The 23,351-nt window shown below is 60.9% G+C and carries 21 protein-coding genes; 5 read left to right on the top strand and 16 right to left on the bottom strand.

Features of this window, described 5'->3' with window-relative positions; all coding sequences use genetic code 11:
- Window positions 1-11 precede the first annotated feature (11 nt).
- From DL86_RS01390 to DL86_RS01435, 10 genes are all read right to left on the bottom strand, one after another.
- Window positions 12-533, bottom strand: a complete 522-nt coding sequence (locus tag DL86_RS01390) for an RNA polymerase sigma factor (protein ID WP_051952472.1) — start codon at window positions 531-533, stop codon at window positions 12-14.
- 342 nt (window positions 534-875) lie between these two features.
- A complete protein-coding gene (locus tag DL86_RS01395) occupies window positions 876-1,247 on the bottom strand; it encodes a hypothetical protein (protein ID WP_036257397.1) in 372 nt (123 codons plus the stop codon).
- Window positions 1,248-1,292: 45 nt separating this feature from the next.
- Window positions 1,293-2,042, bottom strand: coding sequence for an SDR family NAD(P)-dependent oxidoreductase (locus tag DL86_RS01400; RefSeq protein WP_036257398.1), 750 nt, complete (start codon window positions 2,040-2,042; stop codon window positions 1,293-1,295).
- Window positions 2,043-2,214: 172 nt separating this feature from the next.
- Complete coding sequence (purF, locus tag DL86_RS01405; protein ID WP_036258019.1) at window positions 2,215-3,705, bottom strand: amidophosphoribosyltransferase; 1,491 nt, start codon at window positions 3,703-3,705, stop codon at window positions 2,215-2,217.
- A gap of 373 nt (window positions 3,706-4,078) precedes the next feature.
- The gene (locus DL86_RS01410) at window positions 4,079-4,690 is read right to left on the bottom strand and encodes a CvpA family protein (protein WP_036257399.1); all 612 of its coding nucleotides are present in this window, start codon (window positions 4,688-4,690) and stop codon (window positions 4,079-4,081) included.
- A 243-nt stretch (window positions 4,691-4,933) separates the two neighbouring features.
- On the bottom strand, window positions 4,934-6,376 hold the full coding sequence (radA, locus tag DL86_RS01415; RefSeq protein ID WP_036257400.1) for a DNA repair protein RadA: 1,443 nt from the start codon (window positions 6,374-6,376) through the stop codon (window positions 4,934-4,936).
- 2 nt (window positions 6,377-6,378) lie between these two features.
- Window positions 6,379-7,521: an alanine racemase gene (gene alr, locus DL86_RS01420; RefSeq protein WP_051952473.1), complete on the bottom strand. Its 1,143-nt coding sequence runs from the start codon at window positions 7,519-7,521 to the stop codon at window positions 6,379-6,381.
- Entirely contained in the window at window positions 7,518-9,026 is a 1,509-nt protein-coding gene (locus DL86_RS01425; RefSeq protein ID WP_036257401.1) for a replicative DNA helicase, read from the bottom strand. Before DL86_RS01425 ends, alr begins: the two co-directional genes overlap by 4 nt.
- A 312-nt stretch (window positions 9,027-9,338) precedes the next feature.
- Window positions 9,339-10,412, bottom strand: coding sequence for a porphobilinogen synthase (gene hemB / locus DL86_RS01430; RefSeq protein ID WP_036257402.1), 1,074 nt, complete (start codon window positions 10,410-10,412; stop codon window positions 9,339-9,341).
- Window positions 10,413-10,545: 133 nt separating this feature from the next.
- Window positions 10,546-10,863 carry a DUF3572 domain-containing protein gene (locus DL86_RS01435; protein WP_036257404.1) on the bottom strand — a complete coding sequence of 106 codons (318 nt, stop codon included), beginning with the start codon at window positions 10,861-10,863 and terminating at the stop codon, window positions 10,546-10,548.
- A gap of 110 nt (window positions 10,864-10,973) precedes the next feature.
- On the opposite strand from DL86_RS01435, the gene DL86_RS01440 reads away from it, so the two are divergent.
- Both DL86_RS01440 and DL86_RS01445 read left to right on the top strand, forming a co-directional pair.
- Window positions 10,974-11,345 (top strand): response regulator, encoded by a 372-nt coding sequence (locus tag DL86_RS01440; protein WP_036257405.1) that lies wholly within the window; start codon window positions 10,974-10,976, stop codon window positions 11,343-11,345.
- A gap of 62 nt (window positions 11,346-11,407) precedes the next feature.
- Complete coding sequence (locus DL86_RS01445) at window positions 11,408-12,823, top strand: PleD family two-component system response regulator (RefSeq protein ID WP_036257406.1); 1,416 nt, start codon at window positions 11,408-11,410, stop codon at window positions 12,821-12,823.
- 500 nt (window positions 12,824-13,323) lie between these two features.
- On the opposite strand, the gene parE is transcribed toward DL86_RS01445, so the two are convergent.
- The 6 genes from parE to DL86_RS01480 form a co-directional block, all read right to left on the bottom strand.
- On the bottom strand, window positions 13,324-15,402 hold the full coding sequence (gene parE, locus DL86_RS01450; RefSeq protein ID WP_036257407.1) for a DNA topoisomerase IV subunit B: 2,079 nt from the start codon (window positions 15,400-15,402) through the stop codon (window positions 13,324-13,326).
- Window positions 15,403-15,729: 327 nt separating this feature from the next.
- Window positions 15,730-17,139: a type I glutamate--ammonia ligase gene (gene glnA, locus DL86_RS01455; RefSeq protein ID WP_036257408.1), complete on the bottom strand. Its 1,410-nt coding sequence runs from the start codon at window positions 17,137-17,139 to the stop codon at window positions 15,730-15,732.
- Window positions 17,140-17,217: 78 nt separating this feature from the next.
- Window positions 17,218-17,556 carry a P-II family nitrogen regulator gene (locus DL86_RS01460; protein ID WP_036257409.1) on the bottom strand — a complete coding sequence of 113 codons (339 nt, stop codon included), beginning with the start codon at window positions 17,554-17,556 and terminating at the stop codon, window positions 17,218-17,220.
- Between the two features lie 589 nt (window positions 17,557-18,145).
- Complete coding sequence (locus DL86_RS01470) at window positions 18,146-18,529, bottom strand: hypothetical protein (protein WP_036257413.1); 384 nt, start codon at window positions 18,527-18,529, stop codon at window positions 18,146-18,148.
- A 380-nt stretch (window positions 18,530-18,909) separates the two neighbouring features.
- Window positions 18,910-19,761: a 3-mercaptopyruvate sulfurtransferase gene (gene sseA, locus DL86_RS01475; RefSeq protein WP_036257416.1), complete on the bottom strand. Its 852-nt coding sequence runs from the start codon at window positions 19,759-19,761 to the stop codon at window positions 18,910-18,912.
- 125 nt (window positions 19,762-19,886) lie between these two features.
- On the bottom strand, window positions 19,887-20,702 hold the full coding sequence (locus tag DL86_RS01480) for a S1 family peptidase (protein ID WP_084572617.1): 816 nt from the start codon (window positions 20,700-20,702) through the stop codon (window positions 19,887-19,889).
- A 48-nt stretch (window positions 20,703-20,750) separates the two neighbouring features.
- On the opposite strand from DL86_RS01480, the gene DL86_RS01485 reads away from it, so the two are divergent.
- From DL86_RS01485 to DL86_RS01495, 3 genes are all read left to right on the top strand, one after another.
- A complete protein-coding gene (locus DL86_RS01485; RefSeq protein WP_036258022.1) occupies window positions 20,751-21,077 on the top strand; it encodes a PepSY domain-containing protein in 327 nt (108 codons plus the stop codon).
- 30 nt (window positions 21,078-21,107) lie between these two features.
- Entirely contained in the window at window positions 21,108-21,773 is a 666-nt protein-coding gene (locus DL86_RS01490) for a response regulator transcription factor (RefSeq protein ID WP_036258023.1), read from the top strand.
- A gap of 119 nt (window positions 21,774-21,892) precedes the next feature.
- Complete coding sequence (locus DL86_RS01495; RefSeq protein ID WP_051952534.1) at window positions 21,893-23,323, top strand: sensor histidine kinase; 1,431 nt, start codon at window positions 21,893-21,895, stop codon at window positions 23,321-23,323.
- The last annotated feature ends 28 nt before the right edge of the window (window positions 23,324-23,351 follow it).

Genomic DNA, 23,351 nt, shown 5'->3' on the forward strand with positions numbered 1-23,351 from the left:
GACGAGATCGATCATGCCGCTCGGCCCTTCTGCGGTCCCTGAAACCGTCGCCGCACATGGTTCAATGCCCTGACCATATGTCGATCGATCGTTCGGACCGACACGCCAAGCCGTCTTGCGATCTCGGCATGGGTCAGGTCATCGGTCAGGCTGAGGAGAAACGCCTCGCGGCAGGGAGCCGGAAGCTCTTTGAGGCATGCATGAAACCGATGTGCGACAATGGCGCCGTCGACGGTCGTCTCGGGACCGGCGGCGCTTGACCCGAGGCCGAGAAATTCGATCTCGTCTTCGGCGTAGCGGGTGCGCGTCTTGGTTTTGCGGGCGGCGTCCACCGCTAGATTAGAGGCAATGCGGAAGAGAAAGGCTCTTGGATGTTCGAGTGTTTCGAAACCGTCTTTCTGGAGGAGGTGCAAATAGGCGTCTTGCACGACGTCCTCCGCCTCCTGCCGTCCCACGCGGCGGCGGGCGAACCCGTGCAATTCGTGAGCATGGGCCTGGTAAAGACCCGCGAGCACAGCTTCAGGCGCGGACATGAGCCGCTCCTCTGGCCTTAAGGGTCTCGAACACAACAACTAGAATCAAGGCGAGCGCCATCGCGCCGCCGCCTGATGCAAAATGCAACATTGGATGACCTTTTTGAGAAGCGCCGCCGCGGGAAAGCGCGGGCGGGCCTTACAAAGGAAAATGGAGATTTTTGCCGCTGATCGACGGCGGCGCAGCGCATCGCGCGCCATGGTTCCAAGCCGGCTTGAAGCGGTGAGGGGGCCTTGCCGGGTTCAGCCAAGCCGCGCCAAAGGCGCGCTTAGTCTTGAGCCGGGAGCAGGCGGCCGTCAGGGCCTTCGCCAAGTCAGAGAAACCATGCCGAGAAGGCGCGATCAGAGGCTTTGGGGAGGACCGCGCGCGGCGAAATAAAACTTCTGCGGCGGGCGATTTGGCAGCGAAGGAGTCTGCGCCCAGACAAAGGGCGAAGCCGCGCGGATGGGAAAAATCGCGATCCCGGACGCCATCGCGACATAGGCGCAGGCGGCGGCGCAGGCCAGAATACAGCAGAGCCCATGGTGACGATGCTGTGCGCCGCCCGGCGTTGGCGTCCCCGACGCGTCTTGGACGCAATTCGAACCGTCAAGGAAATCGAAGCCGGAGGCGGGAGCTGCGGCGGCTACGAAAGCCTGCAGCATAAGCGCATAGAGCGCGATCACGCTGATCGCGACGCGCTTTGCAATCGAGCCTTGGCGAAACCGTCCCATGGACGCAACTTTAACACGCAACGCGTCTATTGCAATGGAAGGATGTTAGCTGGGCGCCCTGAAACACAGCACCCGATCTTGCGGAAAATCATACAGCTTGCCGGTCTGCGTCCACTCCGGCGCGCAGAGTGCGACGATTTTTGGCGCCAAGTCTTCCGGCGTCTTCAGGACCATCGGATCTTCGCCAGGCATCGCCGCCGCGCGCATGCGCGTGCGCAGCGGCCCAGGATTGACGGCCATGACCTTGACCGCCGACATATTCGCGGTTTCCGCGGCATAGGTGCGGACCAAGGCGTCAAGGGCGGCTTTCGAGATCGCGTAAGGCCCCCAATAGGGTTTGAAATTCGCCGTATGCCCCGCCCCCGAGGAGACGAACACGGCGCGCCCGGCCTCAGCAGCGCGGAGCAGCGGATCCAGAGACCGAATCAGCCGCCAATTGGCCGTGACATTGATTGCCAGCACATCGTCCCATTGCCGAGGATCGACATGGGCGAGGGGCGTCACTGGCCCGAGCATCCCTGCGTTGCCGATAAAGATATCGAGCTTTCCCCACCGCTCGAAGATCGCGGCGCCGAGGCGGTCGAGGGCGGGAAAGTCCTTTACGTCGCAAGGCGCCAGAGTCGCCTCGCCGCCCTCGCCGCGAATAGCATCGTCGAGTTCCTCCAGCGCGCCTTGGGTGCGGGCGAGGGCGATGACATGCGCGCCGGCGCGGGCGAGTTCGAGCGCGACCGCCCGGCCTATGCCGCGCGATGCGCCGGTCACGAGAGCGATGCGGCCATCAAGACGGGGGGACATAAGAGCGCTCGCGACGGATAGGTTTGGTGAAGCCAAGGCCGCGCATCAAGCCCCTTTTGCCAAGTCTGGGAGTAGCCGCACGTTCGCACATGCCAGCCACACTGATTAAAAAATCACTTTGTATTTACGCGTGATCTTGTCCAGCCAGTCGGCAACGTCTTGGAGCGATGCCTTAGCCAGCTTCGGCGAGAAGCGACAGCTGGCTTTTCGCCTCGCCGCTGACATCGGTGAGATGGGTCGGATAATCGCCGGTGAAGCAATGGTCGGTGAATTGCGGACGGAGCGGATCCCGGCCCTTCTCGCCCATCGCGCGGTAGATGCCGTCGACCGACAAAAAGGCCAGCGAATCGCAGCCGATATAGGCGCGCATTTCCTCCAGCGAATGGGTCGCCGCGAGCAATTTGTCCCGCTCGGGCGTGTCGATGCCGTAATAGTCCGGATGAGTGATCGGCGGCGAGGAGATTCTGAAATGCACTTCACGCGCGCCCGCCTCGCGCATCATCTGGACAATCTTGACGGACGTCGTTCCGCGCACGATTGAATCGTCGATCAGCACGATGCGCTTGCCCTCCACGACCGCGCGATTGGCGCTGTGCTTCAAACGCACGCCGAACTCGCGAATGGATTGGGTCGGCTGAATGAAAGTGCGGCCGATATAATGATTGCGGATAATCCCAAGTTCGAAGGGAATGCCCGAGAATTGCGCGTAGCCGATCGCGGCGGGGACGCCCGAATCGGGGACAGGCACAACGACATCGGCCTCCAGCGGCATCTCGCGCGCGAGTTCCGCGCCCATGGCCTTTCGCACATTATAGACCGGGCGCCCATGCACGATCGAATCCGGACGGGCAAAATAAATGTACTCGAATATGCAAGGGCGCATCGGCCGGATTGGAAACGGCCGCAGGCTCTCGATGCCTTCCTCCGAGATGACGACGATTTCGCCATTTTCGATGTCGCGCACGAAACGCGCGCCGATAATATCGAGGGCGCAGGTTTCGGACGCCAGAATGTAATGGCCGTCGAGTTCGCCGAGGACGAGCGGCCTTATTCCCAGCGGATCGCGGGCGCCGATCAATTTCTTATTTGACAGGGCGACGAGCGCATAGGCGCCTTCGATCGCACGTAGGGCTTCGATAAATCTTTCGACAAGGCGCTGCCGACGGCTTCGAGCGACGAGATGCAAAATAACCTCCGTGTCGGAGGTCGATTGATAAATGGCGCCGCCTTGTACGAGTTCCCGGCGGAGCGAGAGCCCATTGGTGAGATTGCCATTATGGGCGAGCGCGAAGCCGCCCGAATTCAGCTCCGCGAAAAGCGGCTGGACATTGCGCAGAATGGTTTCGCCCATTGTCGAATAGCGGACATGCCCAATCGCGGATTCGCCGGGCAGGCGGTCGATCGTGGAGGCGCTGGAAAAATGTTCGCTGACGAGGCCGAGTCGGCGCTCCGAATTATATCGGGCGCCATCGTAGGCGACGATGCCCGCCGCCTCCTGGCCGCGATGCTGCAAGGCATGCAAACCAAGAGCCGTGATCGCGGCGGCGTCGGGGTGGCCAAAAATGCCAAAAACCCCGCATTCCTCGCGCAATCGATCCCCATCGAGATCGAAATCCTCAAAATCCGGCCCTGCCGGGGATTCCGGGACGCGCGTTTGCTTCATCAAGGGATTGGAGCTGGAGCCCGGACTTTGTCCGCCGTCGGCCGCCTCACCCATGACCTATCTCCCGAACCTGTTCCTGTCGAGCTGCTCGACGCCCACCATCGCGCCACTCCGAGTAACCGCCCGCCGCTCCTTTGCGTAAAGCAAGTCGCAGGCCGACGTGGATGCCTAAAATCTATACCACGCGCCAATGCAAAGAGCCCATGCGTCATGGGCGAATTGCTGGCATTTCACAGGAATCGCTCTCATTCGCGCATTCGTGCAATTCCCGGTTCCTCAAACGCTACATAGTTGCCCTCGCTTCAAATGTCAGCATCGCCGGCTTGGACGTAAAGTCGCGTTTGCTTCGCCTGTGTCTTTGCTACGCCCGCGCTTAAGTCTTTTTTCCTGCGCCGGCTTTCTCCGCTGGGCCGGTGGGCGAGGGCTTCTGATCGTCGTCGCTGTCGGGCGCCGGCTCGCCGCTGGGCGCTGCGACTTTTGGCTTTTTCAACTTGGCGAGAAGGCCTTCGGGGTCGTCCGGAAGCACCGCCATGAGCTGATCGCCCGTCGCCAGCAAGAGCGGTCTCATGCGCGCGTTCTTGACCCATTCGGGCTGGGCCTGCGCGGGCACGAGCCAATTGAAGAAGATAAAGGCGATGACGCAAAGGAAGAGCCCGCGCGCCGCGCCAAAGACGAAACCAAGCGACCGGTCGAGCGCGCCGACCTTGGAATCGAGGATTGCGTCGGAAAGTTTGATCGTGATCAAGGAGACGACGATCAGGGTCGCGAAAAAAACCGCCGCGGCGGAGGCGGCTTGCGCGACGACTTCCTTGCTGATGTAGGGTTTGGCGTAAGGCAGGACGAACGGGTAAAGATAGATCGCCGCTACGGCCGCCGCGCCCCACGAGGCGATTGCAAGGACCTCGCGGGTGAAGCCGCGCAACATCGCGAGGAAGGCCGAAATCAGGACGACGACGATCAAGCCCAGATCGAAATAGGATGGCATTGTCTTTAGCCCTCGCGCCACGAACAGGAAAATATCTTGGAGCGGGCGCGCTCTAGCGCCGCAAAAAATTCTTAGGACGCATCGGCGCTTCGCTCAATGCTCATCCTGCAGCCAAAGGCGAGACCTGAGGAAAGCTCATCGGCGCGACGCGTCGCCGCAGCGACTTATAGCGGGGCGAATGGCTCCAGTCATCCTGCAAAGAGAAAGGTTTCCAGGCGTTTGCAGAAATTTTCCAGATCGAAATCAGCGCCCGCGAGGGTTTTGCGGCGGCCGTCCGGGATCAAGCGCCTTCGGTCTGCTCGCGGCGATCTCGGCGACGAGCCCGGAAATATGCTTGCAACTGCGCACGATGAGCTCCTTGGCGGAGCTGTCGCCTTTGTTCCGGCCCTGTTCCGGCGGGCCTTGCGGCGTGGTGGCCTGGCAAAAGCCGAGCTTGGCGGCCTCCTTGAGACGCGCCATGCCATGCGCCACCGGCCGGATCGCGCCCGATAGCGCAATCTCGCCGAAGAAGACCGAATCCGAGGCGAGACTAACTCCGGTCAAGGAGGAAACGAGGGCCGCCGCAGCGGCAAGATCGGCGGCTGGTTCGCCGACGCGAAGGCCGCCGGCGACACTGAGATAGATGTCATATTGGCCGAGTTTGAGGCCGGCATGAGCTTCGAGGACAGCGACGACCATGGCGAGCCGGGCCGTGTCCCAGCCAACAACCGCCCGGCGCGGAGTTCCAAGTGAACTTGGCGCGACAAGCGCCTGAAATTCAACGAGAAGCGGGCGGGTTCCCTCCATTCCTGCAAAGACGGCGGCTCCCGGCGCGGCGGCGTCGCGGGACGATAAAAACAAGGCGGAGGGATTGGCGACTTCCTCGAGCCCGCGCCCGGTCATTTCGAACACGCCGATTTCGTCGGTCGGACCGAAGCGATTCTTGACGGCGCGGAGCAAGCGAAGGTCGCGTCCGCCTTCGCCTTCGAACGAAATCACCGCATCGACCATATGTTCGACGACGCGCGGGCCGGCGATCTGGCCATCCTTGGTGACATGCCCAACGAGTATGACCGCCGCGCCCGTCGTCTTGGCGAAGCGGATCAGCGCCTGCGCCGCGCCGCGCACCTGGCTGACCGTGCCGGGGGTGGACTCGACAAGCTCCGTCCACATGGTCTGGATCGAATCGATGACGACGAGGGCGGGGCGCTTCCCATGTCCGAGCGTCGCGACGATGTCTTCGATACTGGTTTCGGCGGCGAGCTCCACCGGAGCGCCGCCAAGGCCAAGACGCTGCGCCCGCAGACGCACCTGATCCACCGCCTCTTCGCCGGAAATATAGACGACGCGCCGGTCCGTCGCAGCAAGCGCGGCGCAGGCCTGAATGAGCAGCGTTGACTTGCCGATGCCAGGTTCGCCGCCAAGAAGAATGACCGAGCCGGCAACAAAGCCGCCCCCCGTGACGCGGTCGAGTTCGGCTATGCCTGTCGTGATGCGCGCCGGCGCCGGCCGGTCGGTTTCGATAAGATTGGAAAGACCGAAAATCCGTCCCTTGCGGGCGCCGAGTGCCGTCTTGGCGCCAATTCCCGAGGCTGGGCTTTCCTCGGCGATCGTGTTCCACGCGCCGCAGGACTCGCAGCGGCCCTGCCAGCGCTGGCTGACCGCGCCGCAGCTCTGGCAAACAAAAGACGCGTGCTGCTTGGCCATCGTCAGAGCGTGGTGTAGCGGCGATAGAAGCGCTGGCCGAGATGAGTCAGAATTTCGTAGCCGATCGTGCCGGCGCGGGCGGCGAGTTCGTCGATCGTGATCGTCGGCCCGATCAGTTCCGCCTGATCGCCTCGCTGGACGTGCTCGACGTCGGTCACGTCGAGCACGGCGAGATCCATCGAGACGCGTCCGACGAAGGGGCAGCGCCGGCCATGGATGAGCGCCTCTGCGCCGGGCCGCCGATCGCTTCCCATTGCGCGGAAGGGAATGCCATCGGCATAGCCGGCGTTGATGGTCGCGAGCCGCCGGCGCGCCTTTGCGGTCCAGCGCCCCTCATAGCCGACGCTTTCGCCGGCTTCGACCTCACGAACTTGAATGATTTTGGCGTCGAGCCGGACCACGCCGCGCATCGGATTGTTCCGGCCCGGCGTTGGGTTGCCGCCATAGAGGGCGTAACCGGGCCGGACGAGATCGTAGAGAGGCGTCTGATCGAGAAAAATGCCGGCTGAATTGGCCATTGAGGCGGGGACATCGAGCCATTGCGCGCGCAATCTGCTGAACAGCTCGATCTGCCTCTCGTTCTTGACGTCATTAGCCTGGCCGGACCAGACGAAATGGCTGAGGACAAGAGCGATATTCAAGTGACGTGTGAGCTGTTCGGCGGCGTCGAAGTCCTTTTCCTTGAGCCCCAGCCGGTTCATTCCGGTGTCGATCTGCAAGGCGGCGGCGAGGGCGTCGCCGTCGGGCGCCCGGGCGCCCCCCCACAGAGCGACGAACTGCAGCCATTCCTCGATTTCGGGAAGGGAGCCGAGCACGGGTCGAAGCCCGTCCTGCGCATAGGCCGGCGCGGAGCCCGGGAGGAGGCCGTTCAGGACATAGATCACCGACTCCGGGGCGAGCCCGCGCACGCGGCGCCCTTCAAAGACATGCGCGACAAAAAATGTCTTGCAGCCGGCGTCCCTGAGCGCCTCGACGACAGGAGCCAATCCGATTCCATAGGCGTCCGCCTTAACCACAGCGGCGCATTCGGCGGCGCCGCAGACGGCCTGAAGCGTGCGCCAATTCTCGACTAAGGCGTTGAGGTCGATGCTGAGGATCGCGCCAGCTTCGAGGCAGGAGACGTCGAAGCGCTGGGCCGTGCTCATATGTGCTCCGGCAAGGATTCTTCGCGCGCCAGATTGGAGAATCGCGTCATTTCGGCCTCGAAGGCGAGTTCGACGGTTCCGGTCGGACCATGGCGTTGCTTGCCGATGATGATTTCAGCCTTGCCATAGGCCTTTTCCATTGCCGCCTGCCAAGTCACGAATTCCTCGGTTCCTTCGCGAGGCTGCTTGTTCTTCAGGTAATATTCCTCGCGAAAGACGAACATGACCACATCGGCGTCCTGTTCGATCGAGCCTGATTCACGTAAATCCGACAATTGAGGCCGTTTGTCGTCACGGCTTTCCACCTGCCGCGACAATTGCGATAAAGCGATCACCGGAACGTTCAATTCTTTCGCCAGGGCCTTCAGCCCAGTGGTGATCTCGGTGACCTCTTGCACCCGGCTGTCGGAGCGCGATTTTGATCCGCCGAGCAATTGCAGATAGTCGATGACCAGAACGTCAAGGCCGCGCTGGCGCTTAAGCCGCCGCGCCCGCGCCGTCAATTGGGCGATCGAGAGACCGCCGGTCTGATCGATGTAAAAAGGGATGGACTGCATTTCCCGCGCCGCCTCGGCGAGACGGTGGAATTCCGGCTCGGTGATGTCGCCCCTGCGGATCTTATAGGAGGCGACGGCGGCCTGTTCGGCGATGACTCTGGTGGCCAATTGTTCGGCCGACATTTCGAGCGAGAAAAATCCGACGATGCCGCCATTGGTGGTTTCCGCCGAACCGTCCGGCTTGAGCCTGAATTCATAGGCCTTGGCAATGTTGAAGGCGATATTTGTCGCCAGCGCGGTCTTTCCCATGCCCGGCCGGCCGGCGACGATTACGAGATCGGAAGCCTGCAAGCCGCCCATATAGCGATCGAGATCGGCGAGGCCGGTTGCGATTCCGGACAATCTTCCGTCGCGTTCGAAAGCCTTGGCCGCCATGTCGACCGCGATGGTCAAGGCGTCGGAAAAGCGCTGGAAGCCGCCCTCATAGCGGCCGAGCTCCGCGATCGAATAGAGCTTGCGCTCGGCTTCCTCGATCTGGTCGCGCGGCGAGGCTGCGACCGGCGCGTCATAGGCGGCGTTGACGATGTCTTCGCCAATAAGGATCAGATCGCGCCGGACCGCGAGGTCATGAATGGTGCGGCCATAATTCTCGGCGTTGATGACGGTCGTCGCCTCGGCCGCGAGGCGGGCGAGATATTGCGGCACGGTGACGCCGCCGAGATCATGCTCGCCAAGAAATGTCTTCAAAGTGATCGGCGAGGCAAGCTTGCCGGCGCGGATCAACTGCCCCGCGACCTCATAGATGCGCCGGTGCATTTCCTCGGAGAAATGTTCTGGCCTCAGAAAATCGGACACCCGATCAAAGGCGTCATTATTGACGAGGATCGCGCCCAGCAAGGCTTGTTCGGCTTCGATATTATGCGGCGCAAGGCGAAACGCCGGCTCGGGGGATGGGTTCGAGGCTGCTGAAAAGCCAAGTCTCTGGGCGAATTGGTCAATCGCTGGCATTGGACTTTCTTGGGTCCGCGCTGGCCTTGCGCAAGGAGGCGCGAGGCCGACGCCGAATCAGTTTGGATGCGGATCGTTCTTGTCGCACGTCATCGCGGGCAAAAGGAGAGGGTTTTTTACGGGCGGCGCAGGCGGCCACCGCTATCCACACAGGTCCACAGACATGAAAAAAATGAAAATAAATGCCTGGACTTCCTGCGATTTCCGTATGATCGCAGCATCGGAGAGACAGGGATGAACAGCCTTTATCCGAGTGTCAGCTTCAAAGGCGGTCGTCGTCTTATGCGAGGCCGCCGCCAATTGCAGCCAAGGTCACGCTTGCTCCTTCAATCTCCGCGCTGCGCGTGGCGCGAAATAGGTGAGAATCGCATCCGCTCCGGCGCGCTTGAAGCAAAGCAGGGACTCGAGCATCGCCTTATCGCCATCGATCCAGCCGTTGTTCGCGGCTGCCATGATCATCGCATATTCGCCGGAGACCTGATAGGCGAAGGTCGGCAGGCCGAAGGCGTCTTTCACCCGGAAAATAATGTCGAGATAGGGCAGGCCGGGCTTCACCATCACCATATCGGCGCCTTCCTCGATGTCCTGGACGACCTCGCGCAGGGCCTCGTCGGAATTGCCGGGGTCCATCTGATAGGTCCGCTTGTCGCCGATCAGCGTCGCATTGGTGCCGACCGCATCGCGGAACGGGCCATAGAAGGCCGAAGCGTATTTGGCGGCATAGGCGAGAATCTGCACCTGTTCGAAATGCTCCGCATCGAGCCCGGCGCGGATCGCGGCGACGCGGCCATCCATCATGTCGGAGGGCGCGATGATGTCGGCCCCCGCGCGCGCTTGGTTCAGGGCCTGCTTGACGAGGACGAAAACCGTCTCGTCGTTCAAAATCTCTTCCCCGCGCAGAAGTCCATCATGGCCGTGGCTGGTGTAGGGATCGAGCGCCACATCGGTGATCAGGCCGAGCTGCGGCGTCGCCTGCTTGATCGCGCGGCAGGCGCGGCAAACAAGATTATTTGGGTTGAGCGCTTCGCTGCCCTGTTCATCGCGCAAGGAAGGGTCGGTGTAGGGAAACAGCGCGATCGCCGGAATGCCATATTCGACGGCCTCGGTCGCGGCGCGAACCGCTTCGTCGATCGAGAGGCGCTCGACAAGCGGCATGGAGGGGATCGGCTCACGGCGGTTGTCGCCCTCGACGAGAAAAATCGGCCAAATGAGGTCGGCGGGCGTCAGCACATTTTCGCGCACGAGCCGGCGCGCCCAGTCCGCCTTGCGGTTCCGCCGCAAACGCAGCGGGAGGGCCAGTTTTTTGGCCTCCTGCGGCCGCTCCGACAGCGCTTGCGCTTGCCGCAACGGCTCGAATTTAGCTTTGGGCTTGATGGGCCAAATCATAAAGGATTCATCCGCGCCGAATTCTTGCGCACAAGGCCGCGCGCAGAGGAGGCTGGCTCTGGTGGCTCTTTAGGCTGGGCATTCCGCAGTTGCAAGCGAACGGCATCAAGATCACATCTGCCGAGCGCCCGGGTCATGGCGTGGGCTCGGGCGGCGCGAGGCTTTGCCTGGCCTTTGCAATAGTGGCCGGATCGCGCCCTGCATTTGCGGCGAAGGCGAGGAACATCGGTTCATCCGCCGCGAGGTGATCGAGGATCGCGGTGAAAAAGCCGGGCTCCGTTGCAGCGGAGCGCAAATGATCGACAGAAAGGCCGGACAGCGCCATGAAACGCTCAAGGCGCTCGGAATCAGCGGCGATAAAGCTCAAAACCTCGATGGCGATTTCTTCGGCCGCTTCGCGCGACAGCGGCGCCGATTTGAGCTGGGCGGCCTGAATAGGTCCTTTTTGCATGACCAAGATTTCCCTTTCGTCAATTTCTGTCCGTTAAAGCCTGGAAGTATGATTGGACTGTTCCTGGTGGAAATCGTCCGCCGCCCCGCCGGGTGGAATAGGTTCATATTATGCAAAAAAGCATTCTGATCGTCGAAGACAATGAATTGAACATGAAGCTGTTCAACGATCTTCTCGAAGCGCATGGCTATAAAACGGTGCAGACGCGCAGCGGCGTCGAAGCCCTGGCGCTTGCGCGCCTCCATAAACCCGATCTCATTTTGATGGACATCCAATTGCCGGAAGTGTCGGGACTTCAGGTCACCCAATGGATCAAGGATGACGAGGCCCTTCGCCATATTCCGGTGATTGCGATCACAGCTTTCGCGATGAAGGGCGATGAGGAAAAAATCCGGCAAGGCGGCTGCGAGGCCTATCTTTCGAAGCCGATCTCCATCGTGAAGTTTCTCGAAACCGTGCGCAATTATCTGTACGAACAATAGCGCTTTCAGCAACGCTGGCGCGCGGGCGCTGGAAAGCAAAGGCTAAGGGAAAGGAGAAAAGGATGAGCGCCCGGGTCTTGGTCGTCGACGATATCCTTCCCAATCTCAAGCTGCTCGAAGCGCGGCTCACCGCCGAATATTTCGAGGTTCTGACCGCCACGAATGGAGCGCAGGCTTTGAAAATCTGCGCCAGAGGGGAATGCGATATAGTCCTTCTCGACGTGATGATGCCCGGACTAAATGGATTCGAGGTCTGCCGCCAGCTGAAGCAAGACCCGGCAACGTCGCATATTCCTGTCGTCATGGTGACCGCGCTCGATCAAGCCTCCGACCGCGTGGCGGGCCTTGAGGCCGGAGCGGATGATTTTTTGACCAAGCCGGTCGATGAGATCGCGCTGCTCGCGCGGGTTCATTCCCTCGCCCGTCTGCGGCTTGTCCTCGACGAATTAAGGAGCCGCGCCATGCGCTCTGCGAAGCTTGGCGTCGACGATCCCTTCGCCAAGGCGGCGGCGGACAATGGCGCCGACGGCCGCATCCTGCTCGTCGACGACCGCCGTTCGTCGGCTGAGGCGATCGAGGCCGCCTTGCGAGGCGATCACGATGTTGAACTTAGAGCAGACCCTCGGGAGGCGCTGCTGGAGGCCGCCGTGGGCGACTACGATCTTTTCATCGTCAGCCTTGGCCTGACCAGCTATGATGGGTTGCGGCTTTGCAGTCAGATCAGATCGATTGACGCCACCCGGCACATTCCAACGCTTGCTATCGCTGAGGCGGAGGATCGCGGCCGCATCTTGCGCGGTCTCGACCTCGGTCTGAATGATTTCCTCTTGCGTCCGATCGACCGCAACGAGCTCATTGCGCGCGTGCGCACGCAAATCCGGCGCAAGCGCTACGCCGATTGCCTGCGCCAGAACGTCGAGGCCTCGATCGAAATGGCGGCGGTGGATCCGTTGACGGGGCTAAACAATCGCCGCTCCCTCGACGTCTGTCTCGCCGACCTTGTCGATCAGGCGGGCCGCGACAGCCGGCCGCTGTCCTTGATGATCCTCGATATTGATCGCTTCAAGGCGGTCAATGACAGCTATGGCCACGAAGCCGGCGATCGGATCTTGAATGGATTTGCTGCGCGGGTCAAAAGCCTCATCCGCGGCGTGGATCTGTTTTTCCGGCTGAGCGGCGACGAATTTGTAGTCGTCATGCCCGATGCCCGAATTGAACAGGGCGCCAAGATCGCGGAGCGGGTTCGGTCTGGGGTCGCGGCGGATCAATTCCGCCTGGCGGCCGAAAGAAGCGCGATCGGCGTGACGGTTTCGGTTGGCGTCGCGCAAAGCGCCGATGACGCCTATCCCGAACTCCTCCGCCGGGCGGATAAGGCTCTCTATCGCTCAAAGCAAAATGGCCGCAATCGGATTTCGCTGGACGCAGGTCAATCTCCGGCCGAACCTTTCGCCGGGTTAAAGGCAATCAAGGTTTTTTGAGCATTTTGGCGTTAACGAAAGATCAACCATGATCAACAAGCCGATTGCCTTTTTGCGCTGGCGCGCGATAACGTTGGCTTGCCGGGCCTCGTTTCGATTGGGCGGCTTGGAATGGGCTTCGTTAAGAAAGCCTTAACCGCGCCTCTGCGCATATTCATGCGTTATCGGCACTGTGACTTAAAGATACCCTGCGGAGTGCTCAGGTCCGCCGCATCTCCTGGGTCCGTAGGGTTGGCCGGCGTGCAAGTGGAAGGAGTGGCCTCCTCGAAACGCCACTTGCCGCCGGCCACCTTCGCGCAGGCATACCGCGCCGCATGTTGGATGCCGTCGGCGCGCGGGCGTCAGTGGCCGTGAAGTTTCATTCTGGTGAAATTTGCAGAGGTTATTGACGCAAGTCGATGCGCGGCTTGAGACATTGGCAAAGCCCGCGGGAAGAAAACGAGACCTCCCGCAACTCTTTCTCCACCCGGCCATTTATGCGGCGGCGGGTCCGGGCCTGTTCAAACGACGACAAGATCAGCGGCGGCGGCGAAGGCGGCGCGCTCCTGAATGAAGACGAACCTCGCCTCTGGCCTATTGCCCATCAAGCGTTCGACGGAATCCGACGTGCCTTCCTGATCTTCCGCGCGCACCACCACGCGAAGCAGATGACGCTTCCTTGGATCCATTGTCGTTTCTTTGAGTTGGGCGGGAAGCATTTCTCCTAAGCCTTTGAAACGGCTAATCTCTACCTTTCCTCGTCCGGTCAGGGTCTTGGCGATCAATTCATCGCGATGGGCTTCGTCGCGGGCATAGACCTGGCGCGCGCCTTGGGTCAGCCGGTAAAGCGGCGGAACCGCGAGATAAAGATGGCCGGCCTCGATGAGTTTGGGCGTCTGCCGATAGAAAAACGTGATGAGGAGGGAGGCGATATGAGCGCCGTCCACATCAGCGTCGGTCATGATGATGACCTTCTCATAGCGAAGTTCCTGCTCCTTATATTGCGCGCCTACGCCGCAGCCGAGCGCCTGAATGAGGTCTGCAAGCTGCTGATTGCCGGCGAGCTTATCGCGCGTGGCGCTAGCGACATTCAAGATCTTGCCGCGCAAGGGCAGGATCGCCTGATTGGCGCGATCCCGAGCCTGTTTCGCGGAGCCGCCGGCAGAATCGCCTTCAACAATAAATATTTCAGAACCTTGTGCTGTATTATTAGAGCAATCTGCAAGCTTTCCAGGGAGCCGAAGTTTGCGGCTGGCCGTCTTGCGGGCGACGTCTTTCTCGGCGCGGCGGCGCAGCCTCTCCTCGGCGCGCTCGATCGTCCAGTCGAGGAGCCTCAAAGCGTGCGAGGGCGCTGCGGCGAGCCAATGGTCGAAAGCATCGCGCAAGGTTCCCTCGACGATGCGCGAGGCCTCGGTGGTCATCAACCGGCCCTTGTTCTGTCCTTGAAACTCCGGTTCGCGAATGAAAACGGAGACCATCGCGGCGCAAGAGGCCATGATGTCGTCGCTGGTAACGGCTGCGGCGCGCTTGGCCTGCCCGATCCGCTCGGCGTGATCCTTGAGGCCGCGGAGCAGGGCGGCGCGCAAGCCGGCTTCATGAGTTCCGCCGTCGGGGGTCGGAATCGTATTGCAATAAGAATGGACGAAGCCATCGTCGACGGTGAGCCAGGCCAGCGCCCATTCGAGTGAACCATGACCGCCGGGCTTTTCGACCTTTCCGGCAAAAATCGGCTCGATGACGAGGTTCTTGCCTTCGATGTCCTGCGCGAGATAGTCCTTAAGGCCGCCAGGAAAGCGGAAAACCGCCTCTGGCGGGATATTGGCGTTTGCATCGAGCCATTGCGGCGCGCAATGCCAGCGGATCTCGACGCCGCCGAAAAGATAGGCCTTCGCGCGAGCCATCTTGAACAGGCGGGCCGCCTTGAAATGGGCGCCCTTTCCGAAAATCTGCTCGTCGGGCTTGAAACGCACGCGCGTGCCGCGCCGGTTCGGCGCCTTGCCGATCTGTTCCAGCTTGCTCTTGGGGCAGCCGCGCTCGAAAATCTGCCGGTACAATATCTGGCCCCTCGCGACCTCGACCTCGAGGTGCTCGGAGAGCGCATTGACGACCGAGACGCCGACGCCATGCAGGCCGCCGGAGGTCTGATAGGCGTCGGAATCAAATTTGCCGCCCGCGTGAAGCGTGGTCATGATGACCTCAAGCGCGGATTTCTTCGGAAATTTTGGATGCGGATCGACAGGAACGCCCCGCCCATTGTCCGTCACGGCAAGAAAGCCCGAGGCCTCAAAACTGACATCTATGAAAGTAGCGTGTCCGGCGACAGCCTCATCCATCGCGTTGTCGATGACTTCCGCGAAAAGATGGTGGAGCGCCGCCTCATCGGTGCCGCCGATATACATGCCGGGCCGGCGCCGGACTGGCTCCAGCCCCTCCAAAACCTCAATCGAGGCGGCGGTATAGCCGGATTCACCCGGCGTGCCGAGCTGGGCGGATGCGCGAGTCGGCGCACCCCCGCTTGTGGCGGGGGCCGCTTTCACATCGCGCCGAGCAGGGGCCTGCTTGCGGGCTGCGCCGCCGAAGAGGTCGCCGCTATTGGCCATGAAACTTACCTTACAGGCTGATTCGTTCAGCCCATTTTATAGCATGAAGCGGGCGAGAAAGAGAACAAATCAAAAACAGAAAAAGCGCTGGCATTTGCGCCAAATGTAAAAATTTGGAGGCAGCTTTGCGGAGGGAGTGGGCTGGGAGCGCATCGTCCGGCGCTACGCTGCAATGCAGCAAGATTTGTCGCACAATATTGGATGCGGGTTTCGCGCACATTCAACGCAATGAACGAGGCGCTCTTCGCCTTCGAAAGAGCCAAACGATCCCGGCCCGAGCCGGGATCGCAGAGTGCATCCGCAAGATCGCGTGATGGTCGATTCAGGTCAATACGAATAGTACATATCGAACTCAACCGGGTGCGGCGTCATCTCGAAGCGCATGACGTCGGCCATCTTCAGTTCGATATAGCTGTCGATGAAATCATCGTCGAAAACGCCGCCGGCCTTGAGGAAGGCGCGATCCTTGTCGAGATTGCTGAGCGCCTCGCGCAGCGAGCCGCAGACGGTCGGAATTTTCTTCAATTCCTTCGGCGGCAGATCATAGAGGTCCTTGTCCATCGCCGGACCGGGATCGATCTTGTTAAGGATGCCGTCGAGACCGGCCATCAGCATGGCGGAGAAGGCGAGATAGGGGTTCGCCATCGGATCGGGGAAGCGGACCTCGACGCGTTTCGCCTTGGGATTGGTCGCGAAGGGAATCCGGCAGGAGGCGGAGCGGTTGCGCGCGGAATAGGCAAGCAGCACCGGAGCTTCATAGCCCGGCACCAGGCGCTTGTAGGAATTGGTAGAGGGATTGGTGAAGGCGTTCAGGGCGCGGGCGTGCCGGATAATGCCGCCGATGTAGTACAGGCACTCCTGGCTGAGATCGGCGTATTTATTGCCGGCGAACAGCGGCTTGCCGCCTTTCCAGATCGATTGATGGACATGCATTCCCGAGCCATTGTCGCCGAAGATCGGCTTAGGCATGAAAGTCGCGGTCTTGCCATAGCTCTGCGCGACTTGATGGATGCAATATTTATAGACCTGGAGATGGTCCGCCATCGTTGTCAGCGGTCCGAACTTGAGGCCAAGCTCGTGCTGAGCGGAAGCCACTTCATGGTGGTGCTTTTCGACTTTTGCGCCCATCTGCGCCATGGCGGCGAGCATTTCGCCGCGCATGTCCTGCGCGGAATCCTGCGGCGGCACCGGGAAATAGCCGCCCTTGGTGCGGATGCGGTGGCCAAGGTTTCCGCCCTCGTAAGGGGTGCCCGAATTGGACGGCAATTCAGCCGAATCCAGCACAAAACCGGTGTCATAAGGATCGGCCTTGAAGCGGACGTCGTCGAATACGAAAAACTCGGCTTCAGGACCAAAATAGACCGCGTCGCCAATCCCGGAAGAGGCGGCAAAAGCTTCGGCCTTCTTGGCGATGCCGCGTGGATCGCGACTATAGGGCTCGCCGCTGCTGGGCTCCAGAATGTCGCACACAATCACAAGGGTCGACGCGGCGAAGAACGGATCGATGACGGCGGTAGACGGATCGGGCATCAAGGTCATGTCGGACTCGTTGATCGCCTTCCAGCCGGCGATCGAGGACCCGTCGAACATCGTCCCTTCGGTGAAGATTTCCTCGTCGATCATCGTGACGTCGAACGTGACATGCTGCCATTTGCCGCGAGGATCCGTGAAACGGAAATCGACGTATTTTATGTCATTGTCCTTGATCGCCTTGAGCACGTCTTTGGCGGTCTTCATGTCTGTCCCTCTTGGTCTGAATGAATGTCGTTGCGGTGGGATGGGTGGTGAAAGAGAGGATCGGCCCGAGGCGGGGCGTCAGATCGCGTCGGTTCCGGTTTCGCCAGTCCGAATGCGGATCGCGCCTTCTATATTGGATATGAATATCTTGCCATCGCCGATGCGCCCGGTCTGCGCGGCTTTACGGATCGCCTCGACCGCGGCATCGAGAACCGCGCTGGAAACGACGACTTCAATTTTGACCTTGGGAAGGAAGTCGACGATATATTCCGCGCCGCGATAGAGTTCGGTATGGCCTTTTTGCCGGCCAAAGCCCTTCACTTCCGTGACGGTGATTCCAGCCACTCCCGCATCGTGCAGAGCCTCTTTGACCTCATCAAGCTTGAAAGGCTTGATAATCGCCTCAATCTTTTTCATTGGCGTTTCTTATGTCGCATCGTTTTGGCGAATTCGGTCCCGGCGAATGTGCGGAAAACCAAAAATTGCTATTTCGATCAGCTTTTAGCACCTGCCCAGCTAAACTGCCATGCAAAAGTAGCAAAAAAACGTCATCTGAGGCGCTGGATCGAAGGGAATCGCGGCAGGCGGCGTCGACAAAGCAATAGCTGGGCCAAACTGGCGCGCGCCTCTCGAAGCTTCGTCGTGAGGCTAATAGGCTCCGTCGCCGCGCCACATGCCGTAAGGACGTTTCGGCCGACGCCGCCCAGCAATGGCGTCGATCCCGCCTTAATAAGCGCTGCGATCGGGGCTCGCTCATTGACCGGCGCGGAAAATGCCACGAACCGAAAAAAAACCGTTCCGCGCCGAAGCCGCGGAACGGATCTTGTGGGCCTGAGCAAGGGGACCGCTGGGCGCGCTTTCCAACGGACTCATTGAGCCGATGCTTGGTCTCGAGCCGAGCGCGGGACCATGTCCTTCGGCATTAGCGCGCGATCCGGTCAGCTGATCGCACCGCGCGCTTAAGCACTTGGCAAAGCATGTCGCGAAAGCCTTCGCGAATCATGCCTTAGTCGATCGTCTCGAGCGTGGCTTGACGGTCGCGGACGACTTGTGGCTTGGCCGCTGGGACAACGAGCATCGCGCCGACGCCCGAGCCGAGAAGCTGCAACGATATTTCCTTGCCATTGTCGAATTTCACGCCGTCGCGATAGGCGCCATGTTCCAGCCGAGCAAAGACAACATGCTCGCTGGCGGCGACGCCCAAACGCGTTTGCAGATCGTTCGATATTCCTTCGAGATTGAGATGCGTATCATATTGAACGCAGACTGCGGTCGTGCAGTCGCCGGGCGCGGCGAGGCCAATGCTTCCGGAAGGAAAACGGGTGGTCACGTACTTCTCGGACTCGCGCGCAGGCCGGGAGGCATACATTTCAAGCGAATAGTCACACATTTGTGTCACTCCTAATGTCTCGAGACGGATTTATCCCCTTCCATGCAACGCCCACCCGCCAAGAGGACATATGGCAAGGTCAAGCTTTAGAGCTGAAAGCGGGTAGCCTCCCAAAGCAGGGAGGAAAAACGTGGAGGCCTCACAGGGGGCCAGCTGGCTCGATCCTGAAGAATGCGCCAGCGCGGGCCAGCGTCGGATAAGAGCCCCATCCGGCGATCGCCAGATGTTCCACCTAGGCGTCGAACGCAAGAAACCCCTAAAAGTTTCAAGCTCATTCGCGCTTAACTGTATGCTAGCGCAGCCCTTTGCGGCGTCAAGCTTTTTCGCAGGCATCGTTCGCTTTGTTGCGAACAAATCGGCGCGCTGGAGTCAATCCGCGTTCAGCCCTTCGCCACTGGCAGATCAGCGCGGGAGCCCCATTCGCTCCATGACCCGTCATAGAGAACAACGCCGCTCTTTCCGATCGTTTCAAGCGCCAAGAGAAGGATCGAGGCGGTCACTCCCGAGCCACAAGTCGTGATGACGGGCCGCGCGACGTCGACGCCCGCCTTGGCGAAGACAGCTTTGACATCCTCCGCCGGCTTAATGCGGCCCTCGGCGACCACCTCGCGCCAGGGGATATTGGCGCTGCCCGGGATATGGCCCGAGCGCAGCCCTGGCCGCGGTTCGGGCGCCTCTCCCTTGAACCGCGCCGCCGCGCGCGCATCGACAATTTGCGCCGAACCGGATTCGCTGGCCTGCTTCACATTTTCGGCATCGGCGACGGCGGCGGCGGAAAAACGCGCCGCAAAAACCCCCGGCGCGCGCGTTGCCGGACCGGAGTCGAGGTCCCGCCCTTCGGCGCGCCATTGCGGCAGTCCGCCTTCAAGAATCCTGACGCTTTCCGCGCCAAAAACCCGCAATGTCCACCAGACTCGCGCCGCGCCGAGCAGGCCAGTCGCGTCATAGACGACGAAGCGCATGCGATCGCCGAGGCCGAGTTGCCCCATCGCAGTCGCAAACGCCTCCGGCGTCGGCAGCATATGCGGCAGGTCGGTCGCTTGGTCGGCGATCGCATCAATGTCAAAAAAGACCGCGCCGGGAATATGGCCGGAGAGATATTCCGCTCTTGCGTCGCGTCCTTCGTCGGGCATGAAAAACGTGCCGTCGATCACCGCAAGATCGGGTGCGGCCAGGTTTTCCGCGAGCCATGCTGTCGAAACGAAAAAGGAGGAATCCGTGCTTGCGGTCATGGCTGCGGCCTTTGCCTGGCGAAGAACTTTGAAGTTTCTGACCCAATAATGGAGAAATGGACAGAGCAGAAGGGGGCCCGGCTTGGCTACGATTCATGGGCGGCGTAGGCCGCTTGGCAAATAAGTCAGCGCCGGTCGTTTCCGGTCATGCTCCAGAGCCGCAATATATCCTCGATCCATCGCCGTTGCGGCGCGATCAGCACTGCTTGGGTTAAGGCGCCGCATAAATTTCCGTTTTCGCCTTGGGCCCACACCGCGACGGCGACGAGGACCGGCTGTTTTGCCGTGAAAATGGGCGCGCCGGAATCGCCCGTGCAGGCTCCAAGACCTCGATTATTGGGGTCTCTCGCCCAAAGAAGAATCGCCGATTTCGGTCCGCTCGCAACGACATTTCCGGCCCGCAAGACGCCTCCTGTCTTATGATTGGCTTCATCGGCGATGCCATAGCCAGCGATGCGGAACATTTGTCCGACGTCGACCGGCCCAGAGTAAAATGAATCAATTGGCGTAAAATTCGAAGGCAAAGGCTCGGCGAGTCTGACCAGCGCAAGATCGATCGAAACCAGGCGTCGACGGATGGCGTCCGGCCTATAACCGGGGTTGATGGCGATAGACGCCACGTCGAGCAAAATCTTTTGCCCTTGCGCGTCGCGGAAATGAACCCGTGTGTCGGCCGGAGTCGTTACGCAATGGGCGGCGGTCAGAACAACATTTTGCGCTATCACGCTGGCGCTGCAAAAGCTGGCGCTGCCGCCGCTCCGGTTCAACACCATTACGACGAAGCGATCGAGTTCCGGCGCCTCGATGGCGGGCCCGACCAAGGCGACGGCCGACGTCGGCAAAAGCATGGCGAGCAAACGGGCCAGCGCCCCAAGGCATCGCCTCTTTCGCCAGGGCTGAAAGCAGGCCGGGCGGCGGGCCAATTGAAAAGCGGTTCTCATGATCGACTATTCATCGTCCATTCATTGTCGCTGCGCCAGCATCAATCCATGAACTCTTGCGTCTTGGTCTTGATCGCAGCCACGTTTTGCGGCGGCTTTGGCGCGGGTTGCCGCGCGGAACCCGCACGGCCGCGGTTATGTTATTCCACGGCCGAGACGCGCGACAAGATCGCCTCTCATGGACTGTTCGAGCCATTTCATATGATGCTGAGCGAGGCGTCGAAGTTGCAGGCGGAGGCGATCGGCGCCAAACTTTGCCGGTGGAGCGACGAACTCGTCTATGAAATAAGCCTCTTGCGCCGCGATGGCCGCATCATCCACATTTTCATCGATGCGAAGGACGGCCGGGTCGTCGGTTCGAAAAACCAGGATTGAAATCGATCTCCAAGCGTGGGATGGGCGACGGTGCGGCTGCTCGTGGTCGAGGACGACAAAGACCTCAATCGTCAGATCGTCGCGGCGCTCGGGCTGGCGGGCTATGCCGTTGACCGCGCCTTCGATGGTGAAGAAGGCTGGTTCTTGGGCGATACGGAGCCCTATGACGCTGTCGTGCTTGATCTCGGCCTGCCGAAAAAGGATGGCGTCTCCGTCCTGTCCGATTGGCGGAGGGCAGGGCGCACCATGCCGGTCTTGATCCTGACCGCGCGCGATCGCTGGGGCGACAAGGTCCAGGGCTTCGACGCCGGCGCCGACGACTATGTCGTAAAACCTTTCCATATGGAGGAGATCCTCGCCCGGCTGCGCGCGCTGTTGCGGCGGGCCGCGGGTCACGCCTCCAGCGAGTTTTGCTGCGGCCCGGTGAGCCTTGACGCGCGCGCAGGGCGGGTCTTCGTCGATGGCAATTTGATCAAACTCACATCGCATGAATATCGGCTCTTATCCTATTTGATGCATCATGCCGGCAAGGTCGTGTCGCGCGCTGAAATCGTCGAGCATCTCTACGATCAGGATTTCGATCGCGATTCCAACACGATTGAAGTTTTCGTCGCAAGGTTGCGGAAAAAGCTTGGCGTCGACATCATTCAGACAGTGCGCGGGCTCGGATATCTCTTGGGGCCGCCGGACGCCTAAAGCGTTCGCAGACGTGAAAGTTTTCGGGCAGCTGGGCGCCAATGAGCCGCAATCGAAGGGCATTGAAGCCAAGCCGAAAGCGCTTTCCGGCGACGAAGCTACCGTTCGGCAACGCGAAAATGCAGCAACTCCAAGACAAAGAGCCGAAGCGGCCAAAGCCGAGCGCAAAATCCATCGCGACGCGGCTTTTTCTATCCGCCGCGATTCTGAGCTTCACGATTCTCCTCGTCGGGGGACTTGGTCTCTCCACGGTCTACCGCCGCGCGGCTGAAGCCAATTTCGACGACCGTCTCAGCGTCTATTTACGGGCGCTCGTGGCCGATATCGCGACGTCCGACGAAGCCGGCCCAGACGAACTCAGCGATCCGCAATTCGCATTGCTCTTGTCCGGCTGGTATTGGCAGATCACCAGACTGGACATGGACAAGGCGCGAATCAGAAGTTCGCGCTCGCTTTTCGCGGCGCGGCTTCCGCGCCTGTCCGACCAGGGCGTCGCAGCGGGGATCGGCGGCGCGCGCAAAGGCTATGTGAAAGGGCCCGATGAACGGCCCTTGCGTCTGCTTGAACGGACCATCGACACTGGCGATCAAGGGATTTTTCTCGTTCAGGTCGCTGCGACCACGCGAGAATTCGAGGCGCAGATCACTCGCTTCGAGCTTGATCTCGTCATTACGTTTGCTTTGCTGGGCTTGGCGCTGGTCGGCTCGGCGGCGCTCCAGCTGCGCTATGGACTTAAGCCGCTCCGGAAATTGCAGGATGGGGTCGCCGCGATCAGGCGGGGCGAAAGCGAGATGATCGAGGGCGACTTTCCGCCGGATATTTCGCCGCTCGCCGGCGAGCTTAACCAGCTGATCGCCGCCAATCGCGAGGTGGCGGAGCGCGCCCGCACTCAGGTCGGCAATCTCGCCCATGCTCTGAAGACGCCGCTGAGCGTGATCATGAACGAGGCGGCCGGCGACGCCGGCCCGCTTGCGGCGAAGGTCGAGGAACAGGCCTTGATCATGCGCAATCAGGTCGCCTATTACCTCGACCGCGCGCGCGCCGCCGTTCGCGCCGGCGCTTTAAGCGGCGGCGCCGATGTCGCCCCGGTCGTCGAAGCGCTGGTTCGCACCTTCGAAAAAATCTATTCTTCGCGCCCGATTCACTTCACCGCGGCGGCGGCCGAACCGGTTCGCTTCCTCGGGGAGCGCCAGGATCTTGAAGAAATGATCGGCAATCTCGTCGATAATGCCGGGAAATGGGCTGTTAGCGCGGTGACGATCAGCGTTGCGCCGGAGTCTTCGCGCGACGCTGCGGGGCGCTCCTATTTTCATGTTGAAATCGACGATGATGGACCAGGGCTCGCGCCGGAACTGCGCGAGAGAGCGCTTCATCGGGGCGGGCGGCTCGATGAAACCAAGCCGGGATCGGGACTTGGCCTTTCGATCGTCGCCGAGCTCGCCGCGCTCTATGGCGGCGGGCTGGCGCTCGATTCAAATCCGAAAGGCGGACTTCGCGCGCGGTTGAGGCTGCCCTCGACGGCGAACCCTGGCACCCTCACGCGATCGTAATGACGATCGCGATCGAATGAGCCTTTGC

The organism is Methylocapsa aurea (assembly GCF_000746085.1).
GTDB classification, from domain to species: Bacteria; Pseudomonadota; Alphaproteobacteria; order Rhizobiales; family Beijerinckiaceae; genus Methylocapsa; species Methylocapsa aurea.

Excerpts from the sequence above, each read along its gene's own strand:
- hemB (WP_036257402.1), bottom strand. The coding sequence starts at position 10,412 with ATGATTTGGCCCATCAAGCCCAAAGCTAAATTCGAGCCGTTGCGGCAA.
- DL86_RS01435 (WP_036257404.1), bottom strand. The coding sequence starts at position 10,863 with ATGCAAAAAGGACCTATTCAGGCCGCCCAGCTCAAATCGGCGCCGCTG.
- DL86_RS01395 (WP_036257397.1), bottom strand. The coding sequence starts at position 1,247 with ATGGGACGGTTTCGCCAAGGCTCGATTGCAAAGCGCGTCGCGATCAGC.
- alr (WP_051952473.1), bottom strand. The coding sequence starts at position 7,521 with ATGAGCACGGCCCAGCGCTTCGACGTCTCCTGCCTCGAAGCTGGCGCG.
- DL86_RS01390 (WP_051952472.1), bottom strand. The coding sequence starts at position 533 with ATGTCCGCGCCTGAAGCTGTGCTCGCGGGTCTTTACCAGGCCCATGCT.
- DL86_RS01470 (WP_036257413.1), bottom strand. The coding sequence starts at position 18,529 with ATGTGTGACTATTCGCTTGAAATGTATGCCTCCCGGCCTGCGCGCGAG.
- DL86_RS01485 (WP_036258022.1), top strand. The coding sequence starts at position 20,751 with ATGAACTCTTGCGTCTTGGTCTTGATCGCAGCCACGTTTTGCGGCGGC.
- sseA (WP_036257416.1), bottom strand. The coding sequence starts at position 19,761 with ATGACCGCAAGCACGGATTCCTCCTTTTTCGTTTCGACAGCATGGCTC.
- glnA (WP_036257408.1), bottom strand. The coding sequence starts at position 17,139 with ATGAAGACCGCCAAAGACGTGCTCAAGGCGATCAAGGACAATGACATA.
- DL86_RS01400 (WP_036257398.1), bottom strand. The coding sequence starts at position 2,042 with ATGTCCCCCCGTCTTGATGGCCGCATCGCTCTCGTGACCGGCGCATCG.
- DL86_RS01445 (WP_036257406.1), top strand. The coding sequence starts at position 11,408 with ATGAGCGCCCGGGTCTTGGTCGTCGACGATATCCTTCCCAATCTCAAG.
- DL86_RS01440 (WP_036257405.1), top strand. The coding sequence starts at position 10,974 with ATGCAAAAAAGCATTCTGATCGTCGAAGACAATGAATTGAACATGAAG.
- radA (WP_036257400.1), bottom strand. The coding sequence starts at position 6,376 with ATGGCCAAGCAGCACGCGTCTTTTGTTTGCCAGAGCTGCGGCGCGGTC.
- DL86_RS01480 (WP_084572617.1), bottom strand. The coding sequence starts at position 20,702 with ATGAGAACCGCTTTTCAATTGGCCCGCCGCCCGGCCTGCTTTCAGCCC.
- DL86_RS01410 (WP_036257399.1), bottom strand. The coding sequence starts at position 4,690 with ATGCCATCCTATTTCGATCTGGGCTTGATCGTCGTCGTCCTGATTTCG.
- purF (WP_036258019.1), bottom strand. The coding sequence starts at position 3,705 with ATGAAGCAAACGCGCGTCCCGGAATCCCCGGCAGGGCCGGATTTTGAG.
- DL86_RS01460 (WP_036257409.1), bottom strand. The coding sequence starts at position 17,556 with ATGAAAAAGATTGAGGCGATTATCAAGCCTTTCAAGCTTGATGAGGTC.
- DL86_RS01495 (WP_051952534.1), top strand. The coding sequence starts at position 21,893 with ATGCAGCAACTCCAAGACAAAGAGCCGAAGCGGCCAAAGCCGAGCGCA.
- parE (WP_036257407.1), bottom strand. The coding sequence starts at position 15,402 with ATGGCCAATAGCGGCGACCTCTTCGGCGGCGCAGCCCGCAAGCAGGCC.
- DL86_RS01425 (WP_036257401.1), bottom strand. The coding sequence starts at position 9,026 with ATGCCAGCGATTGACCAATTCGCCCAGAGACTTGGCTTTTCAGCAGCC.